The 19,910-nt window shown below is 38.2% G+C and carries 18 protein-coding genes; 6 read left to right on the top strand and 12 right to left on the bottom strand.

The window, feature by feature from the left end:
- Window positions 1-28: 28 nt before the first annotated feature.
- The 3 genes from Q0983_RS00330 to Q0983_RS00320 are packed head-to-tail and all read right to left on the bottom strand — an operon-like array spanning window position 29 to window position 2,994.
- A complete protein-coding gene (locus Q0983_RS00330; protein WP_299546992.1) occupies window positions 29-2,434 on the bottom strand; it encodes a TraG family conjugative transposon ATPase in 2,406 nt (801 codons plus the stop codon).
- Window positions 2,421-2,705, bottom strand: a complete 285-nt coding sequence (locus Q0983_RS00325) for a hypothetical protein (protein WP_299546989.1) — start codon at window positions 2,703-2,705, stop codon at window positions 2,421-2,423. Before Q0983_RS00325 ends, Q0983_RS00330 begins: the two co-directional genes overlap by 14 nt.
- Window position 2,706: 1 nt before the next feature.
- Window positions 2,707-2,994 (bottom strand): hypothetical protein, encoded by a 288-nt coding sequence (locus tag Q0983_RS00320; RefSeq protein WP_299546986.1) that lies wholly within the window; start codon window positions 2,992-2,994, stop codon window positions 2,707-2,709.
- A 326-nt stretch (window positions 2,995-3,320) separates the two neighbouring features.
- Here Q0983_RS00320 and Q0983_RS00315 point away from each other — a divergent pair, with 326 nt between their 5' ends.
- Window positions 3,321-4,196 (top strand): hypothetical protein, encoded by an 876-nt coding sequence (locus Q0983_RS00315; RefSeq protein WP_299546983.1) that lies wholly within the window; start codon window positions 3,321-3,323, stop codon window positions 4,194-4,196.
- On the opposite strand, the gene Q0983_RS00310 is transcribed toward Q0983_RS00315, so the two are convergent.
- The 6 genes from Q0983_RS00310 to Q0983_RS00285 form a co-directional block, all read right to left on the bottom strand.
- Window positions 4,183-5,007, bottom strand: coding sequence for a nucleotidyl transferase AbiEii/AbiGii toxin family protein (locus Q0983_RS00310; RefSeq protein ID WP_299546980.1), 825 nt, complete (start codon window positions 5,005-5,007; stop codon window positions 4,183-4,185). The two genes, Q0983_RS00315 and Q0983_RS00310, sit on opposite strands and share 14 nt — an antisense overlap.
- A gap of 160 nt (window positions 5,008-5,167) precedes the next feature.
- Window positions 5,168-5,830, bottom strand: a complete 663-nt coding sequence (locus Q0983_RS00305) for an ATPase (protein WP_299546977.1) — start codon at window positions 5,828-5,830, stop codon at window positions 5,168-5,170.
- Window positions 5,827-6,366, bottom strand: a complete 540-nt coding sequence (locus Q0983_RS00300; protein WP_299546974.1) for a hypothetical protein — start codon at window positions 6,364-6,366, stop codon at window positions 5,827-5,829. Before Q0983_RS00300 ends, Q0983_RS00305 begins: the two co-directional genes overlap by 4 nt.
- An 8-nt stretch (window positions 6,367-6,374) precedes the next feature.
- Complete coding sequence (locus tag Q0983_RS00295) at window positions 6,375-6,653, bottom strand: helix-turn-helix domain-containing protein (protein ID WP_299546971.1); 279 nt, start codon at window positions 6,651-6,653, stop codon at window positions 6,375-6,377.
- Window positions 6,654-6,925: 272 nt separating this feature from the next.
- Window positions 6,926-7,651, bottom strand: coding sequence for an RteC domain-containing protein (locus Q0983_RS00290; RefSeq protein WP_299546968.1), 726 nt, complete (start codon window positions 7,649-7,651; stop codon window positions 6,926-6,928).
- Window positions 7,652-7,806: 155 nt separating this feature from the next.
- Window positions 7,807-10,203, bottom strand: coding sequence for an aminotransferase class I/II-fold pyridoxal phosphate-dependent enzyme (locus Q0983_RS00285; RefSeq protein ID WP_299546965.1), 2,397 nt, complete (start codon window positions 10,201-10,203; stop codon window positions 7,807-7,809).
- Window positions 10,204-10,403: 200 nt separating this feature from the next.
- Between Q0983_RS00285 and Q0983_RS00280 the strand changes: the two genes are divergently transcribed.
- The 4 genes from Q0983_RS00280 to Q0983_RS00265 all read left to right on the top strand — a co-directional run bounded on the left by Q0983_RS00280 (window position 10,404) and on the right by Q0983_RS00265 (window position 12,659).
- Window positions 10,404-10,778 carry a hypothetical protein gene (locus tag Q0983_RS00280; protein WP_299546962.1) on the top strand — a complete coding sequence of 125 codons (375 nt, stop codon included), beginning with the start codon at window positions 10,404-10,406 and terminating at the stop codon, window positions 10,776-10,778.
- Window positions 10,779-10,856: 78 nt separating this feature from the next.
- Window positions 10,857-11,813 (top strand): helix-turn-helix domain-containing protein, encoded by a 957-nt coding sequence (locus Q0983_RS00275; RefSeq protein WP_299546960.1) that lies wholly within the window; start codon window positions 10,857-10,859, stop codon window positions 11,811-11,813.
- 101 nt (window positions 11,814-11,914) lie between these two features.
- Entirely contained in the window at window positions 11,915-12,349 is a 435-nt protein-coding gene (locus tag Q0983_RS00270; RefSeq protein ID WP_299546957.1) for a MauE/DoxX family redox-associated membrane protein, read from the top strand.
- A gap of 61 nt (window positions 12,350-12,410) precedes the next feature.
- On the top strand, window positions 12,411-12,659 hold the full coding sequence (locus tag Q0983_RS00265; protein ID WP_299546954.1) for a DUF6520 family protein: 249 nt from the start codon (window positions 12,411-12,413) through the stop codon (window positions 12,657-12,659).
- A 64-nt stretch (window positions 12,660-12,723) separates the two neighbouring features.
- Here the strand turns inward: Q0983_RS00265 and Q0983_RS00260 are convergent, their stop codons facing one another.
- The 3 genes from Q0983_RS00260 to Q0983_RS00250 are packed head-to-tail and all read right to left on the bottom strand — an operon-like array spanning window position 12,724 to window position 18,453.
- Entirely contained in the window at window positions 12,724-14,016 is a 1,293-nt protein-coding gene (locus Q0983_RS00260) for a TlpA disulfide reductase family protein (protein WP_299546951.1), read from the bottom strand.
- A 17-nt stretch (window positions 14,017-14,033) separates the two neighbouring features.
- On the bottom strand, window positions 14,034-15,422 hold the full coding sequence (locus tag Q0983_RS00255) for a RagB/SusD family nutrient uptake outer membrane protein (protein WP_299546948.1): 1,389 nt from the start codon (window positions 15,420-15,422) through the stop codon (window positions 14,034-14,036).
- A 16-nt stretch (window positions 15,423-15,438) separates the two neighbouring features.
- Window positions 15,439-18,453, bottom strand: coding sequence for a SusC/RagA family TonB-linked outer membrane protein (locus Q0983_RS00250; protein WP_299546945.1), 3,015 nt, complete (start codon window positions 18,451-18,453; stop codon window positions 15,439-15,441).
- 838 nt (window positions 18,454-19,291) lie between these two features.
- Here Q0983_RS00250 and Q0983_RS00245 point away from each other — a divergent pair.
- Window positions 19,292-19,558, top strand: a complete 267-nt coding sequence (locus Q0983_RS00245) for a helix-turn-helix transcriptional regulator (RefSeq protein ID WP_299546942.1) — start codon at window positions 19,292-19,294, stop codon at window positions 19,556-19,558.
- The last annotated feature ends 352 nt before the right edge of the window (window positions 19,559-19,910 follow it).

Raw genomic sequence — 19,910 nt, 5'->3', positions numbered from 1 at the left:
TTGTTTTAAAAGTTAATATTAAATCAGCCTATGGCTGTTGTTTTACGAATGTATTAATGGCAACTTCCATATCATTTGTTTTTTCATAAATGGCCATTATGGCCTCACTTTCCTTGCCGTCAGTCAAATAAGCGGCATATACTTCTTTGGGAACCTCCAGACGAAATATGTTGCTCTCCTTCCCAATCTTGATAAACATTTCTGTGTACTTCCTATCACCGGTAAGATTGTTGCGAATCGACTTTAATTGATTAAGATCGTGGCTCGACAAGTTTAGTCTTTCCTTTAGCTCCTTATAACCTTTTTCATTCCTAAGGCTATAAATGACCTGTGTGTTTTCAAGGATACTTGCTGATGTGGAGTTGTTTGGCAGTTGATTAATGGATTGCAGGATGATGCCGATGGCGCCATTCTGTTTACGGATGGCCTGATAATAGAACTCTACACTTTCAAGGACATTCCCGAATTTGAGTTGCTTGGCAAACTCATCAAATAATATGATGCCCCTTTCGGAACGATTTCGCCAAATGGTTCGTTGAATAGCTGATTTGATGAGCTTCAGCATTACAGACAGAATCTCCTTGTTGTCCTTGACTTCATCCAGTTCAAAGACAATCATTCGCTTATCCTCAATTTTATAAGTCTGGTCTTCACTCACATTGAATAGGAAGCTGTACAACCCATCATCCACATATTCCGAAAGAATATGCAGGAAGTTGTAAACGCTAAAATGCTCTTCCCTTATATTAAGAGCCTCTATGAGGCTATCTTTTTTATTGTCTATAAACTGAAATAAAGAATTCAGTGAATGATTTAAACGGATGTGCTTGTAGTAATGAAGCAGCACCTTCTTTATGGCTACCTCTTTTGCTTTTGATACCTGGTTTCCTTCCGCCAATAGTTCCAACAAGAATAAGGCCAGGTCTTCCAGTCGTTCGGGTGTCAAATCGGCTTCATTGGAAATGTAGAAGGGATTGATGCCCAAATTCTTTCCCTGCTCATATCGTAAAATAATATGGTTGTCGGGATAGAGCTTGGCAAACTTGGAATACGAGCCTCCCAAATCGATAATGACCAGTCGTACTTGTTGCTCAAAATACTGACGAAATATGTTGTTCGCTAAAAAGGATTTGCCTTCACCAGTAGGGGCAAAAATGGCAAAGTTCCTGGCCTTGATACGTTTCTTTTGCTCGTCCCAAACATCCTTTAAAACTGGAATATTGTATTGCCTGTCATTGAAAATGACGCCAGTGGCGTCTGACAAGTAATTTGTATTGTTGATGTATAAGCACAAAGCATGTTTTAAATCGGTGACGTACAAATCTTCATTGGAGAAATTGGAGCTAAAACAACAATAAGAATTTAGAAAATAGTGCTTACGTTCTTCTCCTTTTGGGTAATATGGCACGATGTCCAGCTCCTTATATTCGGCCTTAATCTTCGAGGCAATATTTTTTAGCTGTCGGATTTCCGGACACCAGAAAACAATGTTGAGATGCCCACGTATAATTCTTGAACTATCGTCTTCATTAATCTTAGCAACAATGGCCTCAATCTTCTTTTGAATGACCTTGTTCTGCGTTCCGAAGTTTGAACTTTTGTTAAGTTCTTCAATTTTTTTGTCCAGTAATTTTCGCCATTTGTGTTTGTCATCGAGGTAAATGATTTGGTTGATAATATGATTTTCATTTAGGTTCAATCCCAATCCATCAATAAAGCCCTGATGGAATTCAAAATCATCGGATGTGAATTTGTCATTGGTCTTACTGCTTTGGACCATATCACCAAAACAGAGTTCGCTATTTACTGCCAGCACGTCAAAATGGTTTTCCCCAATTTCAATCGTTGACTTTTTCAATTGAATATCCGTATCTAAACCTTCATTAAAACCATTGAAGTAGACACTCGTAAGCTCTAAAATTTCGTTCTCATTTAATTGTCTCAGGGACACCCTGCGGCTGTTATTGATAAATGAAACCGCATCATTTACCGAAGTAATAAACTCCTGGACATTATGGTCCAATTGTTTATGAATACCCTTTTCTGTCTTGCGAAATGGATTGGTGAATTTTGAAGTGTTCAAAGCCTTACCCAATGGCAGCGTGAAATACAAGTAAGATTGATGGGTTATGCATTCCCGTCCCTTAAAATGACGATAGGTTGCCTTTTCCAAAAAGCTTTCATTCGGAAGATTATCCGCCTCATAGAGGTTCTTTTTGTAGATGTCCTGTTTATGGATTACGGTGCTTGTTGGTAGGGATTTGAAGGCCTGAAACCAAGTGCCGTGAATATCTTCAAAATCCTTTTCCGACAGGGAATATATTTCAGGTAAATCGGCTTTATAACATAGTACCACATTGCCGTTACTGGCGAAAATGATATGCTTTTCTATGTTTAAAATAGGGTGGTATGCCGATAGATTAATTTTCTTCATATTGGAGTTGACTTTCTCGTTTGTTACAGATAGTGGTTGGGAATACTTTTTTGAAATGCAATAAGGCGGAGTGCTTGGACAGTTGTGTCAGTGCTGTATAAAGACCTCCATTAAAGATGAAAACCAAAATGATTACCAAAAGGTTAAAGGAAAAGATGATGAAAAGCAACGACCCTATGACCGAAGTCATCATCAAAGCGAACAGTGAAATGGGCAACCCCATAATCACCGCTCGTTTTCGGATATCTTTATAGACCTTATAGCGTTTCATGTTACACCACGATGCCAATGAGATATGTAAAGATGCCCACTACTGCTCCTGCAATAAGTACAAAGACCAATACACGGGTTATCCCTTTTTTGAGGTCCGCATTTTCACCAAAGAAGTGTCCGGCATTGAAGAGGAAGCCTATTAAGAAGATGACTCCCAATATAATTGGGAAGATGGCTCTAATAGTATCTGAAACATCGTTAACGGAATCTTCAATACCTCCAATCTGTGCAAAAATGGTATTAGAAATAAGAAGTGAAAATACGGTTGTAAATAGTGATTTTTTCATATTGAAATCGATTTAAAAATTACTTGATTTTGATATATGAAAAATACGCCCAATTATCCTTCATCTAACTGATTCACAGGTAATTGTTAATAAAATAAAAACTAATGACACTTGCTAATCATTGATGTAAATTGTGACCAAATTATATTTTGGATTTGCAGGTGTTTGTGGATAACCTAAAATTTATTTGGTTGACGGGTGCCAGAAAACATCAAGTTTAGAATTTAACTATTGAAAAATCCAAATAAGCTTACCCCTTGACAAATTGAAAAAAAATCACTATCTTTACAATATAGTATCATATATGATACTATATAAAAAACATTATGAAAATTGAATCATTTAAACGAGCCATAGATTATATTGAAAGATTCTTTCACTTAAAAAATGAGTATGCTTATACCTTAAATGACTTAAGAGAGATTTTTGATGAAAATCGTGAGGACTGGAAAATAGCAGCTTACCGCAATTCTTATGATTTTATTAATTTTTTACAAGAAAGCAGGATTTTATATGTGAATGGTCTTGACGGCTATGATAATTCCGAAAAAAAAATATGGACTAAAGAGGACGCCGTTAATTATGACATAGCATTAACAATAAGAAAGGGAGGGTACCTGAGTAATTATACGGCAATGCAGATTCATAACCTGACCCTTCAAATACCCAAAACGATATATGTCAGTATCGACAAATATGAGGTTTTTCAAACAAAAGGCGACATTATTTTGGAACAAGAAGCTGTAGATAGTGCCTTTTCTAATAAACAGCGCATGTCCACAGATGTCTTTGTTTCGAGAAAAGATAAAATAAGATATACATTCCTCCATAAAAAGCATAATTCGATTAAAGTAGGAATCATAAATAGGGGGCGTTTCCCATTAACCGATTTAGAAAGGACCTTAATTGATATAACTGTAAGGCCGGCTTATTCAGGAGGTGTTTTCCAGGTTCTCGAGGCTTACCAAAGGGCTGCGGGAAAAATAAGCTTACCGAGACTTAATGATTATCTAAATAAGCTGGACTACATATACCCATACCACCAGTTAGTAGGTTTCTATCTAGAAAAATCCGGCTACCAAAAAAGTGAACTAAAATTTTTTCTTGACCAGGTAAGCAATATCAACTTTTATTTAACCTACGGGCTGACAACAAAAAAACTTGATAAAAGCTGGAAAGTATATTACCCTATTGGCTTTTAATCAGTGCTATGCGCTCCATCAAGTAATCAAAATAAAAATCAAATTCTTCAACCTCAACTCCTGAGAGGGTATCAACAACACTATTCCAATCTTCTTTTTGAAAATCCCTATATTTTGGCAAAAGTTCTACAAAGGAAATAGGCACGAGCTTTGCTTCAAAAATCTCTTGAAACATTATTTTGTTGGATTGAAGTGTAAAATCTATTTGAAAAGAACTACTGAGGTTCCATATATCATAAAAATCGCGTGCACGTCCCTTCTGTCTTGCCGTTGGTATAACTGTTTTATACTCAGGCATTGACTGACATAGTGCGCGTATCTTTTCAAAAACAATCATTTCTGGCGTATAAACAAAGAACACCGCTCCTTCTACTTCAACTATTTTTTTGGGATCTGTGTATTCATAACTACTTATTTCTACTTGAAATTTAGTGGAATTATTATTATAAATAACATGGGCCAAACGCCTATTAACATCTTCATCGTCCGGATCATATTTATTAAAATCAATAGTTTTAAATTTTAAAACATATCCTTTCCATTGTTTAATCTTATTTTGTTTTGGTTTTTCAAGGAACTCTACATCGAAGACTACCAAATCATGCTTATTGAATTCGGTGTTAAGTAAGCTATGGAAAATACCTTTGAGACGTTGAAATTCCTCTTCACTAAAATCTCCATCAATAGAAAAATCAATATCCAAAGAAGCCCTATCCGTTATGTTATAAGCCAACTGAAGTGCATTGCCTCCCTTCAAAACTAAACCATACATGAGTTTCTCGTCACTAACCAAAGCTCGTAAGGTTAACATTTTAATTTTTTCAATCATAATTCTGCGGGAAAGATTTAAAATAGGTAACAACAAATATATAAGGAATAATACTTTCTAAAAACTTGACAATTCAAAAAAAAACCATTACCTTTGAAAATAGTATCATATATGATACTATTTATTAGAAGTATTCAAAAATTTACTTTCTTTTATCCCTGCTCCCATTATCAAAGGCAACCAAATTAAATAGCTCTCTCATCCTGCTTCGAACTCGACTTCCATAACGCTCCTCCAATTCATGTGCATTCAGATTGGTTGTCCCATGGCTTTTAAACCTATATTTCAAAAAAAGTTCATGACGTGAGAGTAAAACCTCTCCCATGACATTACAGTCCTTACCAAAATGGCGACCAATGGGTTCAATTCCCAAATCGTCAAAGCAGTAAAAACAGTGATCACCGTACTGCTTTATAATTCTATAGCCAATGTGGTTGAAGGCAAAAGTTATGTTACGCGTAGGGATGACATCGTAATGGGCATAATGGGGCGTTATATAGCGGAGAAGTTTCATCAAGCTGGTCTTTCCACAACCAACCGGCCCGGACAATAAAATGCCCTTTCTTAGATCAATACCCAGTTTTTTACAGGTAGCCCAATCCCGTATTTGATAATTGCAAAGTTTATATATTATGGCTCTATCAGATTTATGAATCTTAAAATAATCTCCAAACAACAACTTCCCTTTGGCTTCCAAGTAAATCAGTATTTGGTCAAAGTCGTATAAGATTTCATTCCCCTTTAATGTTCCCAACTTATATTTTTTGCCTCCTTCGGTAATTATATGCGGGGTTATCAATTTCATAAGGGCTCATTATAATTTTTATCCGAAGTTGTCTTAAGGTTGTCCCCTATTGGGACGGTTGTTTCCTGTTTGCTTCCGTTTTCAGAATTGGAAATATTTAAAATTTTAAAATTTTGCTGTTTGTTATTGTTTTTATTGTTTTCTATAGTTTGTATATGTTTTAATATAGGTACCACTGCTTGTCCATCACTTGTTTCGGTTTTGGTACGGCCCAGGTACAGAGCTTGTCCAGTACTTGTCCCAAAATCGAACATCTTGATCCGACTTCCTTTAAATGGGTTATGAGAGGGCATGTAAAGAAGATAACTCCAATGGCCAAGTTCTTTGATACATCGGTGATAGGTTGATTTAGAGCCTATTTTCGAAAACTCCATGACATCTTCCCGGCTGATATAGAATTCCTCCCTAAAAAAATTATAATTCCATAGTTGAAACAGGGCCACGTAAAGACTAATATGGGTAGGGTTCAGTCTTGAATCCTTGGAGAACTGTTCAAACACGGCATTTAAGTGCTTGATATAATTGATTTCCTGCAAAACAATACTTAGAATTTATTATGGATCCTGTTCTTCTCTAAAACCTCCATGATCTCCTGATAGTCATAATACAGTATACCGCCTATTTTTGTATATGGCAATGTCCCGTTTATCCGTAGGTTCTGTAGGGTCCCTAGTGAAACCCCTAAAAGTTCCCTGACCTCCGGCGACTTCAGCCATTTCTTTGCAGGTTGACCGTGCTGATTGTTTAATAACTGCTTGATTTCTTCTAGTAGTTCAATTTTAAAATCATAAAGATCCTCTGTGGTAATAATTGTTGCTCCCATTCATTTTGGTTTTAAAAAGTAAAGCCGTCGGCAAACCAATAATAGTTTTTGGACGACTTTACCCTGATTTGACTTTCGCATTACAAATCTGCGAGCGTATTTTCAATTATCATCAATATCTACTCCCAAGGTGGGAGATTTTTACCATCATATTTTTTGATATTCTTTACTAATTTCTGAAGGAAGCTTTTTTTAATAGTAGTACACAATTCAAATAGAAATGTAACATTTAATCTTTTGAATAGTTTCCCCAACTTGGGGGCACCTATGGATTATTCATCCAATTCTTCAAACCGTCTGTTTAGCACTTCGGTCAGCTTATCCAAAAATTTTGTTTTGCTGCATTTTCTTGCCCTTATTTCGATAAAGGTGTGATAATAATTCCCCAGTTCAATGTTAAAGACCTGTTCGAACAAGGTTGCCATTTCCTTAATATCAGCTGTACCACTATTTATGGCCCCACTGCTATGCAGGGCATATATCAGTTCTATTAATTCTGTTTTGCTTCCGGTCCAGAAAAGCTTTGATGATTGCTTCATCGGATTTGATTTAAAATTCTCTGTATTGCTTTCTAATTTCTCAATTTCCTGTTGCAGGTAAACTATGAGCATATCGTAAGCCATTATAACGGCCACCGCACAATCCTGGCAAGTTGAAAACTCTTCATCAATAAAGAAATGAAAAGACTCGGTCGGTGAACGTAAATCCGATTGACCTCTAACAAAATATTGTTCATCCAAAGTGGTCGCTCCCCTGCGATAGTAGTGATAAAACTCTAAATTGTCATTAAAATAAAGTTGAAGCTTATTGATTTGGTTATTTAAGTATTTTACCTGGAACTTCGAGCTGCTCCGAGGTCTTTTACTTTCAATATTATACAACTTAACATAATAGATTAACTTACTAAAGATTTGTGGCTTTATATGCTTGAAAAACCATACCTCATCCTGTATGGTTTTAAATCCTTTTTTTACAACATTTTTTCGCAGTTGTTTCATGCACCTCTCGGTGTGGGCAATTCCTGTTTCCGCCTTATACAGTATATCATTGTTAGAGGATTCCAAAGTCTCCAACTTGGTCTCAAATTCAGATACTAATTCTTGGTATACCGTCTCCACACACCCGTTATTTCCCCATTAAATGTTTCACTTCCCTATTCCATCACTCCAATTAATTCCAAGGTATAATTATCTGAAGTCTGAATGTAGGCACATTTTTCCTCTACAACTGCCCCTAATTTCCTTTTCTCAAAAGAAGCGGTCATACCTAAATCAACATGTTTGTATTTCATGTTAATGGCCCGTTTTATAGTTTGATACAAAAGTTGTCTATAAGTATGGAATTCTTTTAGGTACATATAATCCATTCCTATAAAAGCTGGTACATAACTATAATTACAATTATTGTAACACAGCATCACTCCTATCATCTTTTCGGGGTTATCCTTTATACTGACCACAATAAACTCCCAATTGGGATGTTTGGACATATTTTTAAATAACCTTTCGGGAAAGGTAAATGTATTTAACCCCAGGTTGTTTTTGTGAACTTGGTTGTACAACTCTTGTACCTGCTTTATTTCCTGATAGTCACAACTATTTAAAACTTGAATCTTCAAAAACGGTTCCTTGTCCAAAATCTCTTTTCTTAAGTGTCTCCTATTTCGAGATGACAGCTTTGAAACATGGTCTTCAATAGATGTTGTCTCCTTAAGGTCGATAGTACATGATGCGGGCATTTTTACCCTAATAAATCCTTGTCCCTGAAAATAGGGATGCAAAGGTTCCTTTTCAGGAAAATCACGAAGAACTACCATTTTTGCCTTTAAGCTATCTTCCATGTTCTCCAAGGTTTTCATTAACGTGTTCAATGCTTGTTTTTTTAACGAATGGGTCTCATCAATATAAAGGTGCTCTCCTTCGGTAAAAAGAGACCCTATACTTAACACTTTTGACGTTAAATAATAGGAATGCTTTTGTCTTTCCTCTTCAATAGATTTTGAGGCATTCACGCTGGCCAGCATATCATCCTTCCATAAACCTAGTGTCAGGTAAGTTGCCAAAATAGGACGGTTAGCCTGATCATAAATGACCACGTAATAAAACTTCCAATTATGTTCTTCCGAAGGATTGTCACTAAATGTTTCCTCCAGAAATTTAAGCCCCTCCCAATCAAAGGCCCCATGTTTTCCAACATATTGGTTCCATAGCGTTTTATTGATTTTCAAAATAGAATCTTCTAATTGCAGTTTTAAATTGTCTTCAGTTTTATCCTTTTCCACTGATTTTGTATTCAATTTAAAAGCTTGATAAACACGTCCCAAATTTGTATGTGTTTCCTCCAATGCCTTTGGCAGATGATAGGTCATGGCCTCTACCAACCCTTTGATTTCCTGTTTTTCATTATGTCGTGATATGGTAATACGTACACCCGTGTTCTTTACAGGTACGGCCGGAAAGATACCCAAGTTTACATAATAGCCTTCTTTCATCAAACGGTTCACAAAATTATATCCTGTTTTGGGCATTCCCGTTCCTATGTAGAACACGGGAGAATTGTTCTTATCGATCAAGGGAAGATCCGTTTGCTCCAACAGTCCATTGAAGTATTTGGTTCTTTCTTTAAGATCATTTTGCAATTCATAAATCTCAGGAGATAAGTGGATCTCAGCTGATGCTGTCGCAGCTGCAACGGATGCCGGTTCCAATTGGGCCGAAAATGTCAAGGGGCCTCCAAATGTCTTTATTTCATGGTACATCTTTTTATTGGAACAGGCCAACACGGCCCCACTGGCCCCAAAGGTCTTGCTTAGGGTTCCGAACACTAAAACATTTTCAGGAAGTTCCCCTAGTTCGCTCAATGCATACCCGGTACCATTTTTGCCTATCCAGCTCATACCGTGGACATCATCAATGTAAAGATGTAATTGGGGGTATTTTAAGCAAAGTGATTTTAAATCTTGAATAGGCGCATAATCACCATACATGGAATAGATTCCGTCGGCCATATACCAAATCTTTTTGCGTTTATCGGAATGTGATTTGATTTTATCTTCCAACATATTGAGATTGTTATGTCGGATCATATCTATAGGCACACTCCTATTCTTTAAAACCTTAGCTGCACTTTGTACACTCCAATGCACCTGATGATCTAGAATAATAGCATCTTGATCCTTAACCGCACTGGGTATAACCCCAAGGTGTCCCAAGGTACTGTTCTTGGTTATTATAATTGGAGTTTCGAACATTAGGGTCACTTTCTCTTCTAATTGACTATAAAGCGGATTCGATATATAAGATTTGGACAATGGAAATTGGGTACCATAATTTTGAATGGCCTCAATGGCCGCAGCTTTCAATCTGTAATCCTGTTCCAGTCCCAGATAACCCGTTGTTCCAAAATGAAACAGTGTCCTGTCCTTAATCCCTATCTTTCTTCCCGAGAACTGGTTGCCTTCGGCGTATAAATGTAAAACGCCTTCTTGTTTTGCATCTGTAAACACCTCATTAACGGTGTCCAAAAAATTGTTGTGTTTGATCTTTGCCATCTTATTGTAGGTTTGATGACATAAAATTTAATATCATTTGTAGGAAATAAAGAAACCAACCTTCCGTTTAATCCCTTACAGGTAATTGTTACTCCTTTGAAGACAAGAAAAAATCAATTTTACCAACTGATAAATAGATAGTTACACCAAATCTATAGATATTTTTGTAAGTTTATATTGAAAACCAGTTTTCTAATTTTATGTTGACCTACTTCAGAAATGATTATGCTGAATATAGTCTGGACGAAGGCATCCTGTATATAACATATCTTAAGGATGTTAGTATAGACCTAAATGCCGCTATCCAAATTGTAAAAGACAGACTTTCATTGCACGAGAGCCAATTTTTACCTGTGCTATGTGATATACGCGACGTAAAAGAAGTTAACAAATCCGCTAGGGCATATCTGGCTATTGAAGGCTCCACCTTGATAAAGGCAGTAGCTTTTATTGTGGAACCACCCGTTTCAGAAATGCTTTCGGAGTTCTATATCCAGACCAGTAACCCCCCAGTTCCAACTAAGGCCTTTATTGATATGGAAGAAGCTTTGGCATTTTTAAACTCCTTTAAATGACCCCTTAACTATTGGAGGTCATTAATACCCCGAACCCAATTCTAAGCTTAATAAGACACCATGGCTAAAAACAAGAGAATGCGTCAAATAAACCAAATGCTTTTGGAAATGGCATCTGGTAACTTTTTTTATCGTCTAGAACGGTCTTCACAAAATAATAATGTTGAAGCGCTGATTATAATGCTGAATATGTTAGCTGAGGAAATACAAGAGATCCTAATACACCAAGGCTACGCTAATACTAATGAAACTTTCAGTCAGATAGTCCAAATGACCTTCCTTCTGGATGAGCATGGCCATGTTATAATGACCAATAAAGAGGCCTGTAACATACTGTCTATGCTCTGTACAGACATCATTAACAAACCTTTTGAGACCTTACTCATCAAGAAATCCCAAACAAAATGGAAGCAATGTTGGGAATCCCTGGTTCTAAAAAACTTACATGACACTTCATTGGAACTGATTTTCAAAACCAAAAGTAGCTTGATTATTCCCAAAGTATGCCATATAACCACTTGCAAAAATAAAAAGGAGGAACAAGGCCAGGTCATAGTGACGATAATCCATCAATCGACAAATCAGGCCGAAATTGAAAAAAAGCTAAAAAACAGGATCACTAAATCCACTAGAAAAGAACCTTCGTTAGAAACAAAAAAAAACACATCTAAAACTCCAAAAATCAGGTTGAGCCATGATGATATTAGAAAAATACGCAAAGGGCACGATATCATTGTAAATAACCTAGATAAGGAATTGCCCTCACTAAGGGATTTTGCCCTGCAATTGGGAACCAATGAATTCAAATTGAAATATGGCTTCAAGGAACTATACGGCACCACCGTGTATCGCTTCCTGTTATTGGAACGTCTAAAAAAATCAAAGATGATGATCCAGTACACCGATCTTCAACTAAAATCCATTGCCCATATGGTAGGCTTTAAAAGTTTCCCTCATTTTTCAAGAGCCTTTAAAAAGCACTTTGAATATACGCCAAGCGAACTTCGGAAAAAGGCCCTCAATGAGGAAATCTAACTGAAATTTTAAGCGATTACACCATAAATCCTTAAGGGTCAAAAACATATCCCTGACAAACAAATAATACTGGGGAACTTTATCATATCAAATCAAAAGGTATGAAACGTTCTAACAAGGGATATCAAATTACAGCAAATAGTATATGTTTATTATTCATAATACTGTTTGTTTATGCTGCCACAAGTAAGCTCATGGATTTTAACCATTTTAAATCTCAACTGGGCCGTTCTCCTTATATCTCCCCTTATGCCAATTGGATAGTTTGGGCCGTCCCTTCCGTTGAACTGCTAATTACCGGATTATTTCTTTTTCCAAAATACAGGCTACTGGCCTTGTATTCAGATCTATCGCTAATGACCATATTCACCACCTACTTAATTGTGGTTTTAAACTTTAGCGATTCTATACCCTGTTCATGTGGAGGTATCCTAGCTACACTGGGATGGAAAGAGCATATCATATTCAATGGGGCATTTATAGTGCTTGCCCTAATCGGGATTTTATCAATGAGAAAAACAAAACATACTACGTAGTGTCAGGGGTAAGGCCGAAAACCTGTAAAAAAGAGTAGGCCATAATTTAAAACAGAATATTATGAAATCTAAATTTTTAAAAATGGTTATACCTGCATTCGCTATTTTATTGGCCATAGGTATATCTTTTGCCACCGAATCCATTAATTCTAGCCAAATTGGTTATTATGACGATCCTTTTGAGCCTGGCATTGAAGAAGTCAGTACAAATTGTATCAAAAATGGATCGGGCAATCTCTGTAAAGAAGGTGTTTACCAACTTTACGACACGCCTGCCTTAAATGCTGGCGACGAGTTAAGACAGCCTTAAATTCATTAAAAAAGGTGCCCTAAACGGGCACCTTTTCTTTGACCAACTCAAACTACTTGGGATATTACAATCCCAAATATTTCTTAATTAAAGGTTCCAAACGTTCTCCCCTGGCCTTTTTATCTACAACCTTTCCATCCTTATCCAAAAGCCAAACTGTTGGCAAGGAATGTACTTTATATAGGGCATGATAACTTACCTTTGAATTATTTCCCATATCCATATGTTGGAGCCAGGTAGCGCCTTGCCTTTGGGTAATTTTCCTAACAGACTCCTTAACCTTGTTCCCCCCTGACACGATGCCTACCACCTCAAAGCCATGCTCCCTATATTTTTTATACAGGGCGGCCACATGGGGCATTTCCTTAATACAGGGCGCACACCAGGTGGACCAAAAGTCCACCAACACCACTTTACCCCTTAATTGTGAAAGGTTAAGCTTTGTTCCATCAAGGCCAATAAGTTCTGCATCAAAATGCTCCGATGCATCCTCCTGCTCCAAATCCTTAACAGCTTCCAAATAATCATTTAGCCTGTCGTATACGGCTCTTACGCCTTTTCGATTGGATAATGGATTTTGCTCACCAGAGTATTCAAGAAAAAATCTTATATACTCTTCTGACAATTTTGCTGACCTAATTCTCAAGGTATCATCAACTAAGGAAAAGATATATCCTCCCAATGGCTCATAGTCTGGGTACTTCTCCAATAGACCTACTAGCCGTTGCTTGATAAAGTTCCAATACTGCCTATCAAAATGAGACCAGTAGTCATTCTCTCTATCTATTTTGGGCAGGGCATCATACCACCTTTTGGCAATATGGAAATCCCGGTTTAGTAAGCGAACCTCCACCTCAGCCTTACGCTCCATAGTAGCATTAGATTCCAATACTTGATTCACCAATCGGTTGCCCTTCTTAACCCATTGTTGCACCGCTTCGCCGTCAATTTGCAATGCCCTATAAAAACTGGATACTTTAGGACCATAGCGGACCGGACCAATGAATTGGGACAAAAACTCTATCTGTTTATCATCCATATCCTTCGTAAGGAACTTCGGCTCAAAATAAACACTCAAAAAATGGTTGAGCATTTCATTATAATGCTCACTCTTGGGATATTTATCCATAAAATCCTCGGCCATTTTGGAACGCTTGGTATATACGGCATCAATAAGTTTGGAATATTCCAAAAGGTTTGAGTTATCTAGGGCATTGCACTGTTCGGTGGTTTCGCATAGTCTGGACTTATTGGCCTGAAAATAGGCCCAATCCTTTTGTTCTTGGGGGTTTATGTTTTGGGATTGTGAACAGCCCAAAACATTTAAACTAATAATCAAAATAATAATACGTCTCATAATCTATAATTTTAAAATCAGTAGCCGTCATTTTGGGGTTTTAAATTGGGGTTCAGCTCCAATTCCGATTCAGGGATTGGTAATATAATATCCGTACTGCGCCACCCAGCTTTAATCGGGGACAATACAGCATCTGCTTTTCCCATCCGTTTTAAATCAAACCAACGGTGTCCCTGTTCGGTAAACAATTCCAAACGGCGTTCATCAAGTATGGTATCCAATATTGAAGCTTTATCATTAGCTGCAGTATTGCTTAGTCCAGCCCGGTTTCTAATGGCGTTGATATCTGCTTGCGCTCCCGAAATATCACCCAATTGCACACGGGCCTCAGCGCGTATCAAGTATTGTTCGGCCAATCTAAAAAGAATAGGGTATTCTTCGGATTGGTTAGTGGTATTATGGGTCGCTTTGTATTTATGGGCATAGTATAAGGTTGTCTGTCCGTCGCCACTGGTTATATTGGCTATCCAATGGACATACCGCATATCGCCAGCCTCAAACGCAGCCAGTAAATCATCTGTTAACGCCATCCCTTGTGTGGGTATGCCCGTAATTATGAGTTGTAGGGCATCGTAAGTATTCACCGGGTTGTCACCCAACATCAACTGCCAAATGGTTTCTCTTGAACCTTTTAAAAACACCTTATCGATATCCTCCAGTGCATAATCACCAATCAGATTGGAGGCCATGGTCTCAGCCATGGCCCAATCTCCAGAATATAGATAAATCCTCGCCAATAAAGCATGGACCACCTGTAAGTTTGGTAAGATATTTTCATTTCCCTGATTACTATTTTCCAACAGATTTGCAGCTTCATTAAGATCTCCAATCAGCTTTTCATACACCTCCGCTTCAGGAGTCCTAAAGGCCCTATTGTTCGCAACATAATCCGTGGTTATGATATAAGGTACTTCTCCAAAAAGGGTTAGCAACAGGCTATTCAAATATGTACGAATAAACAGCGCCTGCCCTGTAAATCTGTTCTTATCTTCTTCGCTCAATGTCTGCGAAGCGGCCACACCTTCAATAATATCGTTGGCAGCGTATATCAAATTAAAGGCATGGTTCCACCAAAGGGACACCTGACCGTCCGATGCCAATACATTATGGCTATATAACTTTAATATATCCGGGGAATTTCCAAAATAGTCCAGTTCATCTGCATAGATTCCCAAAGAGGCGCTTATCGAAAAATTTCCTGATACCAGCCCCTGTTGGCGCATCTTAACAAAGATATTCGCCATGGCAGCTTCAACCGTGGCTGCATCTTCAAAGACCGTTTTAGTAACCAAACTGTTTTTTGGCGAATCCACTTCCACAAAGGAATCACAACTTACGGTTGTTAAGATCAACATGGCGCATATGGTATACATCCATACACTAGTTTTATTTATATGTAATTTCATAATCATCTTTTTTATGTTAAAAATTCAATTGAAGCCCCAAGGTTACCTGCCTTAATGGAGGAAGAATCTCAAATGAGGCCTGCTCTGGATCTGGGCCTTCATAATCCGTTATAACAAACAGGTTCTGACCTTGCAGATATAAGCTCATATCAAACCCTTTGCTCAGGCTTTGGGGCACTTTATAGGTCAAGGAAACATTCCGTAAGCGGATAAAGGAAGCATCCGAAACCGCCGCATTGCTCTCACGCTGAAACCCTTCGGCTTCCGATACACCGGGATAGCGTGCCAAACCACTAGCCCGTTGGATTGGATTTCCATCCCCTGGATTTTGCCAGCGGTCCAAAAGCTGTATGGGCGCATTTTGTCTAAAACCGACCATAGCCCCCGAGTTTAAATAATTAAAGGCCTTTTGCTTTTTAAACTGAAAGAAGAAATCCAAGGACAGATTTTTATAACTTAGGGTATTACCCAAACCACCATAAAACTCAGGGGCCAAGTCTTCGAACCATTGCTTATCGTCCAGGGCGCTGATGTTGCCATCATTATTATAATCCTCAAATTGGTAAAGCCCATTATCAGGATCTACTCCCAAAGCTTGGTAAAGCGGTATACTGGTAAGGGCCTCCCCTATCCGATACCTATTGGCAAAGGCCGAATTTTCCAGATCGGGAAAACGTACCAACCTATTTTTGGGTACCGTAAGATTAAAGGTGCTGCTCCAATTAAAATGTTTGCTCTGTATATTGGTGGTGCGGAAATCGATTTCCAGACCCGTGTTCTCTACAGTGGCATCAAAATTGGCCACCAGACTGTTAAAACCTGTTGTTCCCGCCAAAGGCATACCAATAAGCTGATTGGAAGATCGGTTTTGATACCAAGCCGTATTTAGCCTTATGGCATCATTAAAGAATCCAAGCTCCAAAGCTACCTCCAGTTTTTTATTAGATTCCCATCCAAAATTGGGATTAAAAACCCCTGTGGGCTCCAATGCCGAAATACCATTATAATCAAAGCCCGTGATACTATAGGTACTCAAAAATCGGTAATCACCAATGTTATCGCTGCCGGTGATCCCGTAGCTGCCCCTTAACTTCCCAAAACTCAAAAAGGTACTGTTTTGGAACAACCCTTCCTCAGAAAATAACCAAGCCAATCCAACAGCGCCAAAGTTCCCAAATTGCTTTCCGGGACCGAAACGGGAGGAGCCATCTCGTCTTCCAGTAAGATTCAGGATATACTTATCCCTGAGGTTTAGATTAATGCGTCCAAATACGGCTTGATAATTATAATCGCTATTATTGTCTCTAAAAACTTCTATAGTATTGGCAGCTGAAAGGTTTAACAACAGACTATTACTAGAAAAGCCCCTAGCGGTTTGTACCAGGTTTTGTTCTCTTTGCTTTTGAAAAGTGCTGCCCAACAGCACATTAATGGTCAATTGGCCGTACTGCTGATTCCAATTCAATTGAGGCTCTATAATCCAGGAATCCCTACTGCTCCTATTGATATCAAAGGAGGAACTACTGGCATCCAAGTTAAGATTGGGCCGTCTTGCCATACTGGGAAACACCCTATAGGATTCCATTTGGTTATTTGTATAGCCGAAATTGGACCGTAATTCCAAATTATTAGCCAACCTATAGGAGAGGTTCATTTGAGCTATTAGGGTATTACTTTGTGCCCTGTATTTTTGTTGCAAGGATGCCAAAGGATTGTCCCAAGTACTGTCCTCCCAATTCAGGTCGCCATTGTCATCATATAATGCTGGGGCATTGGGCTGCAATCGGTATGCCAAAACGGTAAAATCCTGACGGGGCAGTTTATTATCCTCTATACTGTAGTTTGTGGACAAACTAATCGAAAAACGTTCGTCCTTAGAATGATGCGTGAGATGGCTTCTCCCAGAAACCCTTTGGTAATTCCCGTCCCCGGGAAAAACCGTAGTTTCTTTTTGGTAATTACCGCTTACCAAAAACTGAGTTTGGGCAGTCCCTCCGGAAATGGATACCTGTACTTTATTCCGGTAGGCCGTACCTCCAATGAGTTCCTTTTGCCAATCGGTATAACGGTTTTGGTCCCATGTCTTTAAACTGGGCCAAATAAAATCGAATGCCGGATTGTCCAGAAAGGGGCCAAAGCCATCATTAACCACACCTTCACGGGCTACTTCCAGATATTGTTCAGTATTCATGAGTTCCATAAATCGAGGCACCTGTCCCAGTGTAGTACTTAGGCTAGCCGACACTTTTGTTTTACCTGCCCTACCTTTTTTGGTAGTAATTAGTACCACCCCATTGGCCCCACGGGAACCATAGATGGCGGTGGCATCGGCGTCCTTGAGTACCTCGATACGTGCTATATCTAAGGGATCAATGGCATTTAATGGGCTTACGTTCCCCCTATTGATACCAGAGGACACCAAAGTGGACTCTAGGGACTGGCCCCCATAAGGCACGCCATCTACAATAAACAGGGGATCGGTACCACCGTTTATAAAGTTCTTGCCCCTGATGTCTATTTGATAGCCACCACCGGGCACCCCAGTGGTCTGTACAATGTTGACACCCGTCAAATGCCCCTGCATTGCCGCCATGGGGTTATTTACCGGCTGTTGTTCAATGGTCTTGGCCGCTATCTTGGCAATACTGCCCGTGCGTTCCTTGTCCTTAACGGTATAATACCCGGCATTAAGGGTTACGGTATCCAGTTGGGTGATATCCTCTTCAAGCTGGACATTGACCGCTGTACCATTTTTGATGGTTACGGTCTGCCTTACAAAGCCCAGGGCCGAAAACACCAAAGTATCACCCGTGGAGGCCTTAATACTATAGGAACCATCAAAGTTGGAGACCACGCCCTTGTTGGTAGTTTCTACCATCACGTGCACCCCGGCTAAGGGGTTGCCCGAGGTATCGGTTATAACCCCATGGATTTGAAGCTGTTGAATAGCATTAGTAAACAGGGGCAACAGGCAGGAAAAAACCATACAGAATAACAGGCTCCTACCCTTAGTTGTATAATTATTTTTCATAATTTTGAATTAGAAGTTGAACATTTATTGTTTAATCCATAAAGACCTCCTAAGAACCCTGCAAAAGTTTACTAGGAGGCTTTATTTTTTAGTGTCTATCCATAGGCGGTTTGGTTTAAAGGTTAAACATGGGCGCTTTTACCTTATATACCTTCTTGTATGACAGTTTCCTTCATAACAAGGCATACCTCAGGCTGTAAAAAGCACCGCTACTTGAGCTATTAATTATACTTTGGCTCGGATACCATTAAAAAAGTGAATCGTGAGGTTATGGGATACAAGGGTTGTCGTGATCCGAGAAAAAAAAGTGTATCGTCTATCCCATAACAAATTGCCTATATGGGGCATTTGGGCTTTTTTACAAATAGGAGCTCGTAATTGGTTTTACCAGATTGGTAGCTGATACCAACCCCATGATTAGGGTAATTGGTAGGTGTTACTTTTAAGTATGGACGTTTAGTCTCCAATTAATAGAACCTTTGGTTTGTAAATGGCCTTATCAATACTTGCAAGACTTCTAAAAAGTACCGCTAAGAAATAGTCAAGTTCACCCCTAAAATGCAGTATACAAAAAAGCGTGAAACTCAGCTTACTGCCATTGGGGTACTGGTATACCTTGCAACAATAAGTGAGCCCACGCCTAGGTCGTGAGCCTATCTACTTATCATCTCGTTGCAAAAATTACCAGTTTTCAATGGCGAGATTCAAAGCGAAAGCTTCAATATTTTATTATGAAGAATCGCAAAAGTATGTAAACTGAAACAAAGATATAAAAATAATTAAAATAGTAACCTACAGGTTACCAAAATATTATTTGTAAACCGAGACATTTATTGTCATGGATAAAATAGATAATGACGAAGCAAAAAAGAAGTTTGGCAAACATATAGTCAAATTAAGAGAAAGGGTTAGAAGTGCAGATTATCCAGAAAGAGGAATATCTCAGCAAGAATTAAGCGACAAAAGCGATTGTATTACAAAAAAGACCCTGGGTGCAATAGAAAGAGGCGAAACTAATCCTAAGTTTGAAACTCTTATAGCTCTTGCGAATGTATTAGGCGTTTCTCTAAAAGAGCTATTTGATTTTGAGATTGAAGATATGTAATCACCTCTTCTCTTTCCTATAAGGTTGTATTTTGCTGTGTTTTTTAATTATTTAGACATTAATATTCAAATCTGACCAAGAACATCCTAAACTAGAATGTTATATATAAAACATAGCCTGTCAGACAATTACTTAAGTTGCTTTAATATTCAGTTTATAAACAATAATGTTTAAACCTTGTATCAAGCCTTCTATTACCTTTCTGACATTAGCTCCATAATTATTTGGAATTACTATGAATTATTTAATCCAAATGATTTTCGTGCATATTTTCTTATCAAAATTTATTACTTTTAGAATTTATCTCACTATTAACTGTAGACTATAGCTAATCTGTATGATTAATTAAAAC

This window comes from Seonamhaeicola sp. (genome assembly GCF_028281565.1).
GTDB lineage: Bacteria > Bacteroidota > Bacteroidia > Flavobacteriales > Flavobacteriaceae > Seonamhaeicola.
Note: the sequence above shows the minus strand (reverse complement) of the source record. Positions and strands in the feature narration are given on the sequence as shown.

What these genes read in the sequence shown, in the direction of transcription:
- Q0983_RS00290 (WP_299546968.1), bottom strand. Translation starts at nt 7,651, where the DNA reads ATGAAACAACTGCGAAAAAATGTTGTAAAAAAAGGATTTAAAACCATA.
- Q0983_RS00260 (WP_299546951.1), bottom strand. Translation starts at nt 14,016, where the DNA reads ATGAGACGTATTATTATTTTGATTATTAGTTTAAATGTTTTGGGCTGT.
- Q0983_RS00265 (WP_299546954.1), top strand. Translation starts at nt 12,411, where the DNA reads ATGAAATCTAAATTTTTAAAAATGGTTATACCTGCATTCGCTATTTTA.
- Q0983_RS00250 (WP_299546945.1), bottom strand. Translation starts at nt 18,453, where the DNA reads ATGAAAAATAATTATACAACTAAGGGTAGGAGCCTGTTATTCTGTATG.
- Q0983_RS00280 (WP_299546962.1), top strand. Translation starts at nt 10,404, where the DNA reads ATGTTGACCTACTTCAGAAATGATTATGCTGAATATAGTCTGGACGAA.
- Q0983_RS00245 (WP_299546942.1), top strand. Translation starts at nt 19,292, where the DNA reads ATGGATAAAATAGATAATGACGAAGCAAAAAAGAAGTTTGGCAAACAT.
- Q0983_RS00285 (WP_299546965.1), bottom strand. Translation starts at nt 10,203, where the DNA reads ATGGCAAAGATCAAACACAACAATTTTTTGGACACCGTTAATGAGGTG.
- Q0983_RS00295 (WP_299546971.1), bottom strand. Translation starts at nt 6,653, where the DNA reads ATGGGAGCAACAATTATTACCACAGAGGATCTTTATGATTTTAAAATT.
- Q0983_RS00255 (WP_299546948.1), bottom strand. Translation starts at nt 15,422, where the DNA reads ATGAAATTACATATAAATAAAACTAGTGTATGGATGTATACCATATGC.
- Q0983_RS00310 (WP_299546980.1), bottom strand. Translation starts at nt 5,007, where the DNA reads ATGTTAACCTTACGAGCTTTGGTTAGTGACGAGAAACTCATGTATGGT.
- Q0983_RS00270 (WP_299546957.1), top strand. Translation starts at nt 11,915, where the DNA reads ATGAAACGTTCTAACAAGGGATATCAAATTACAGCAAATAGTATATGT.
- Q0983_RS00315 (WP_299546983.1), top strand. Translation starts at nt 3,321, where the DNA reads ATGAAAATTGAATCATTTAAACGAGCCATAGATTATATTGAAAGATTC.
- Q0983_RS00305 (WP_299546977.1), bottom strand. Translation starts at nt 5,830, where the DNA reads ATGAAATTGATAACCCCGCATATAATTACCGAAGGAGGCAAAAAATAT.
- Q0983_RS00325 (WP_299546989.1), bottom strand. Translation starts at nt 2,705, where the DNA reads ATGAAACGCTATAAGGTCTATAAAGATATCCGAAAACGAGCGGTGATT.
- Q0983_RS00275 (WP_299546960.1), top strand. Translation starts at nt 10,857, where the DNA reads ATGCGTCAAATAAACCAAATGCTTTTGGAAATGGCATCTGGTAACTTT.
- Q0983_RS00320 (WP_299546986.1), bottom strand. Translation starts at nt 2,994, where the DNA reads ATGAAAAAATCACTATTTACAACCGTATTTTCACTTCTTATTTCTAAT.
- Q0983_RS00330 (WP_299546992.1), bottom strand. Translation starts at nt 2,434, where the DNA reads ATGAAGAAAATTAATCTATCGGCATACCACCCTATTTTAAACATAGAA.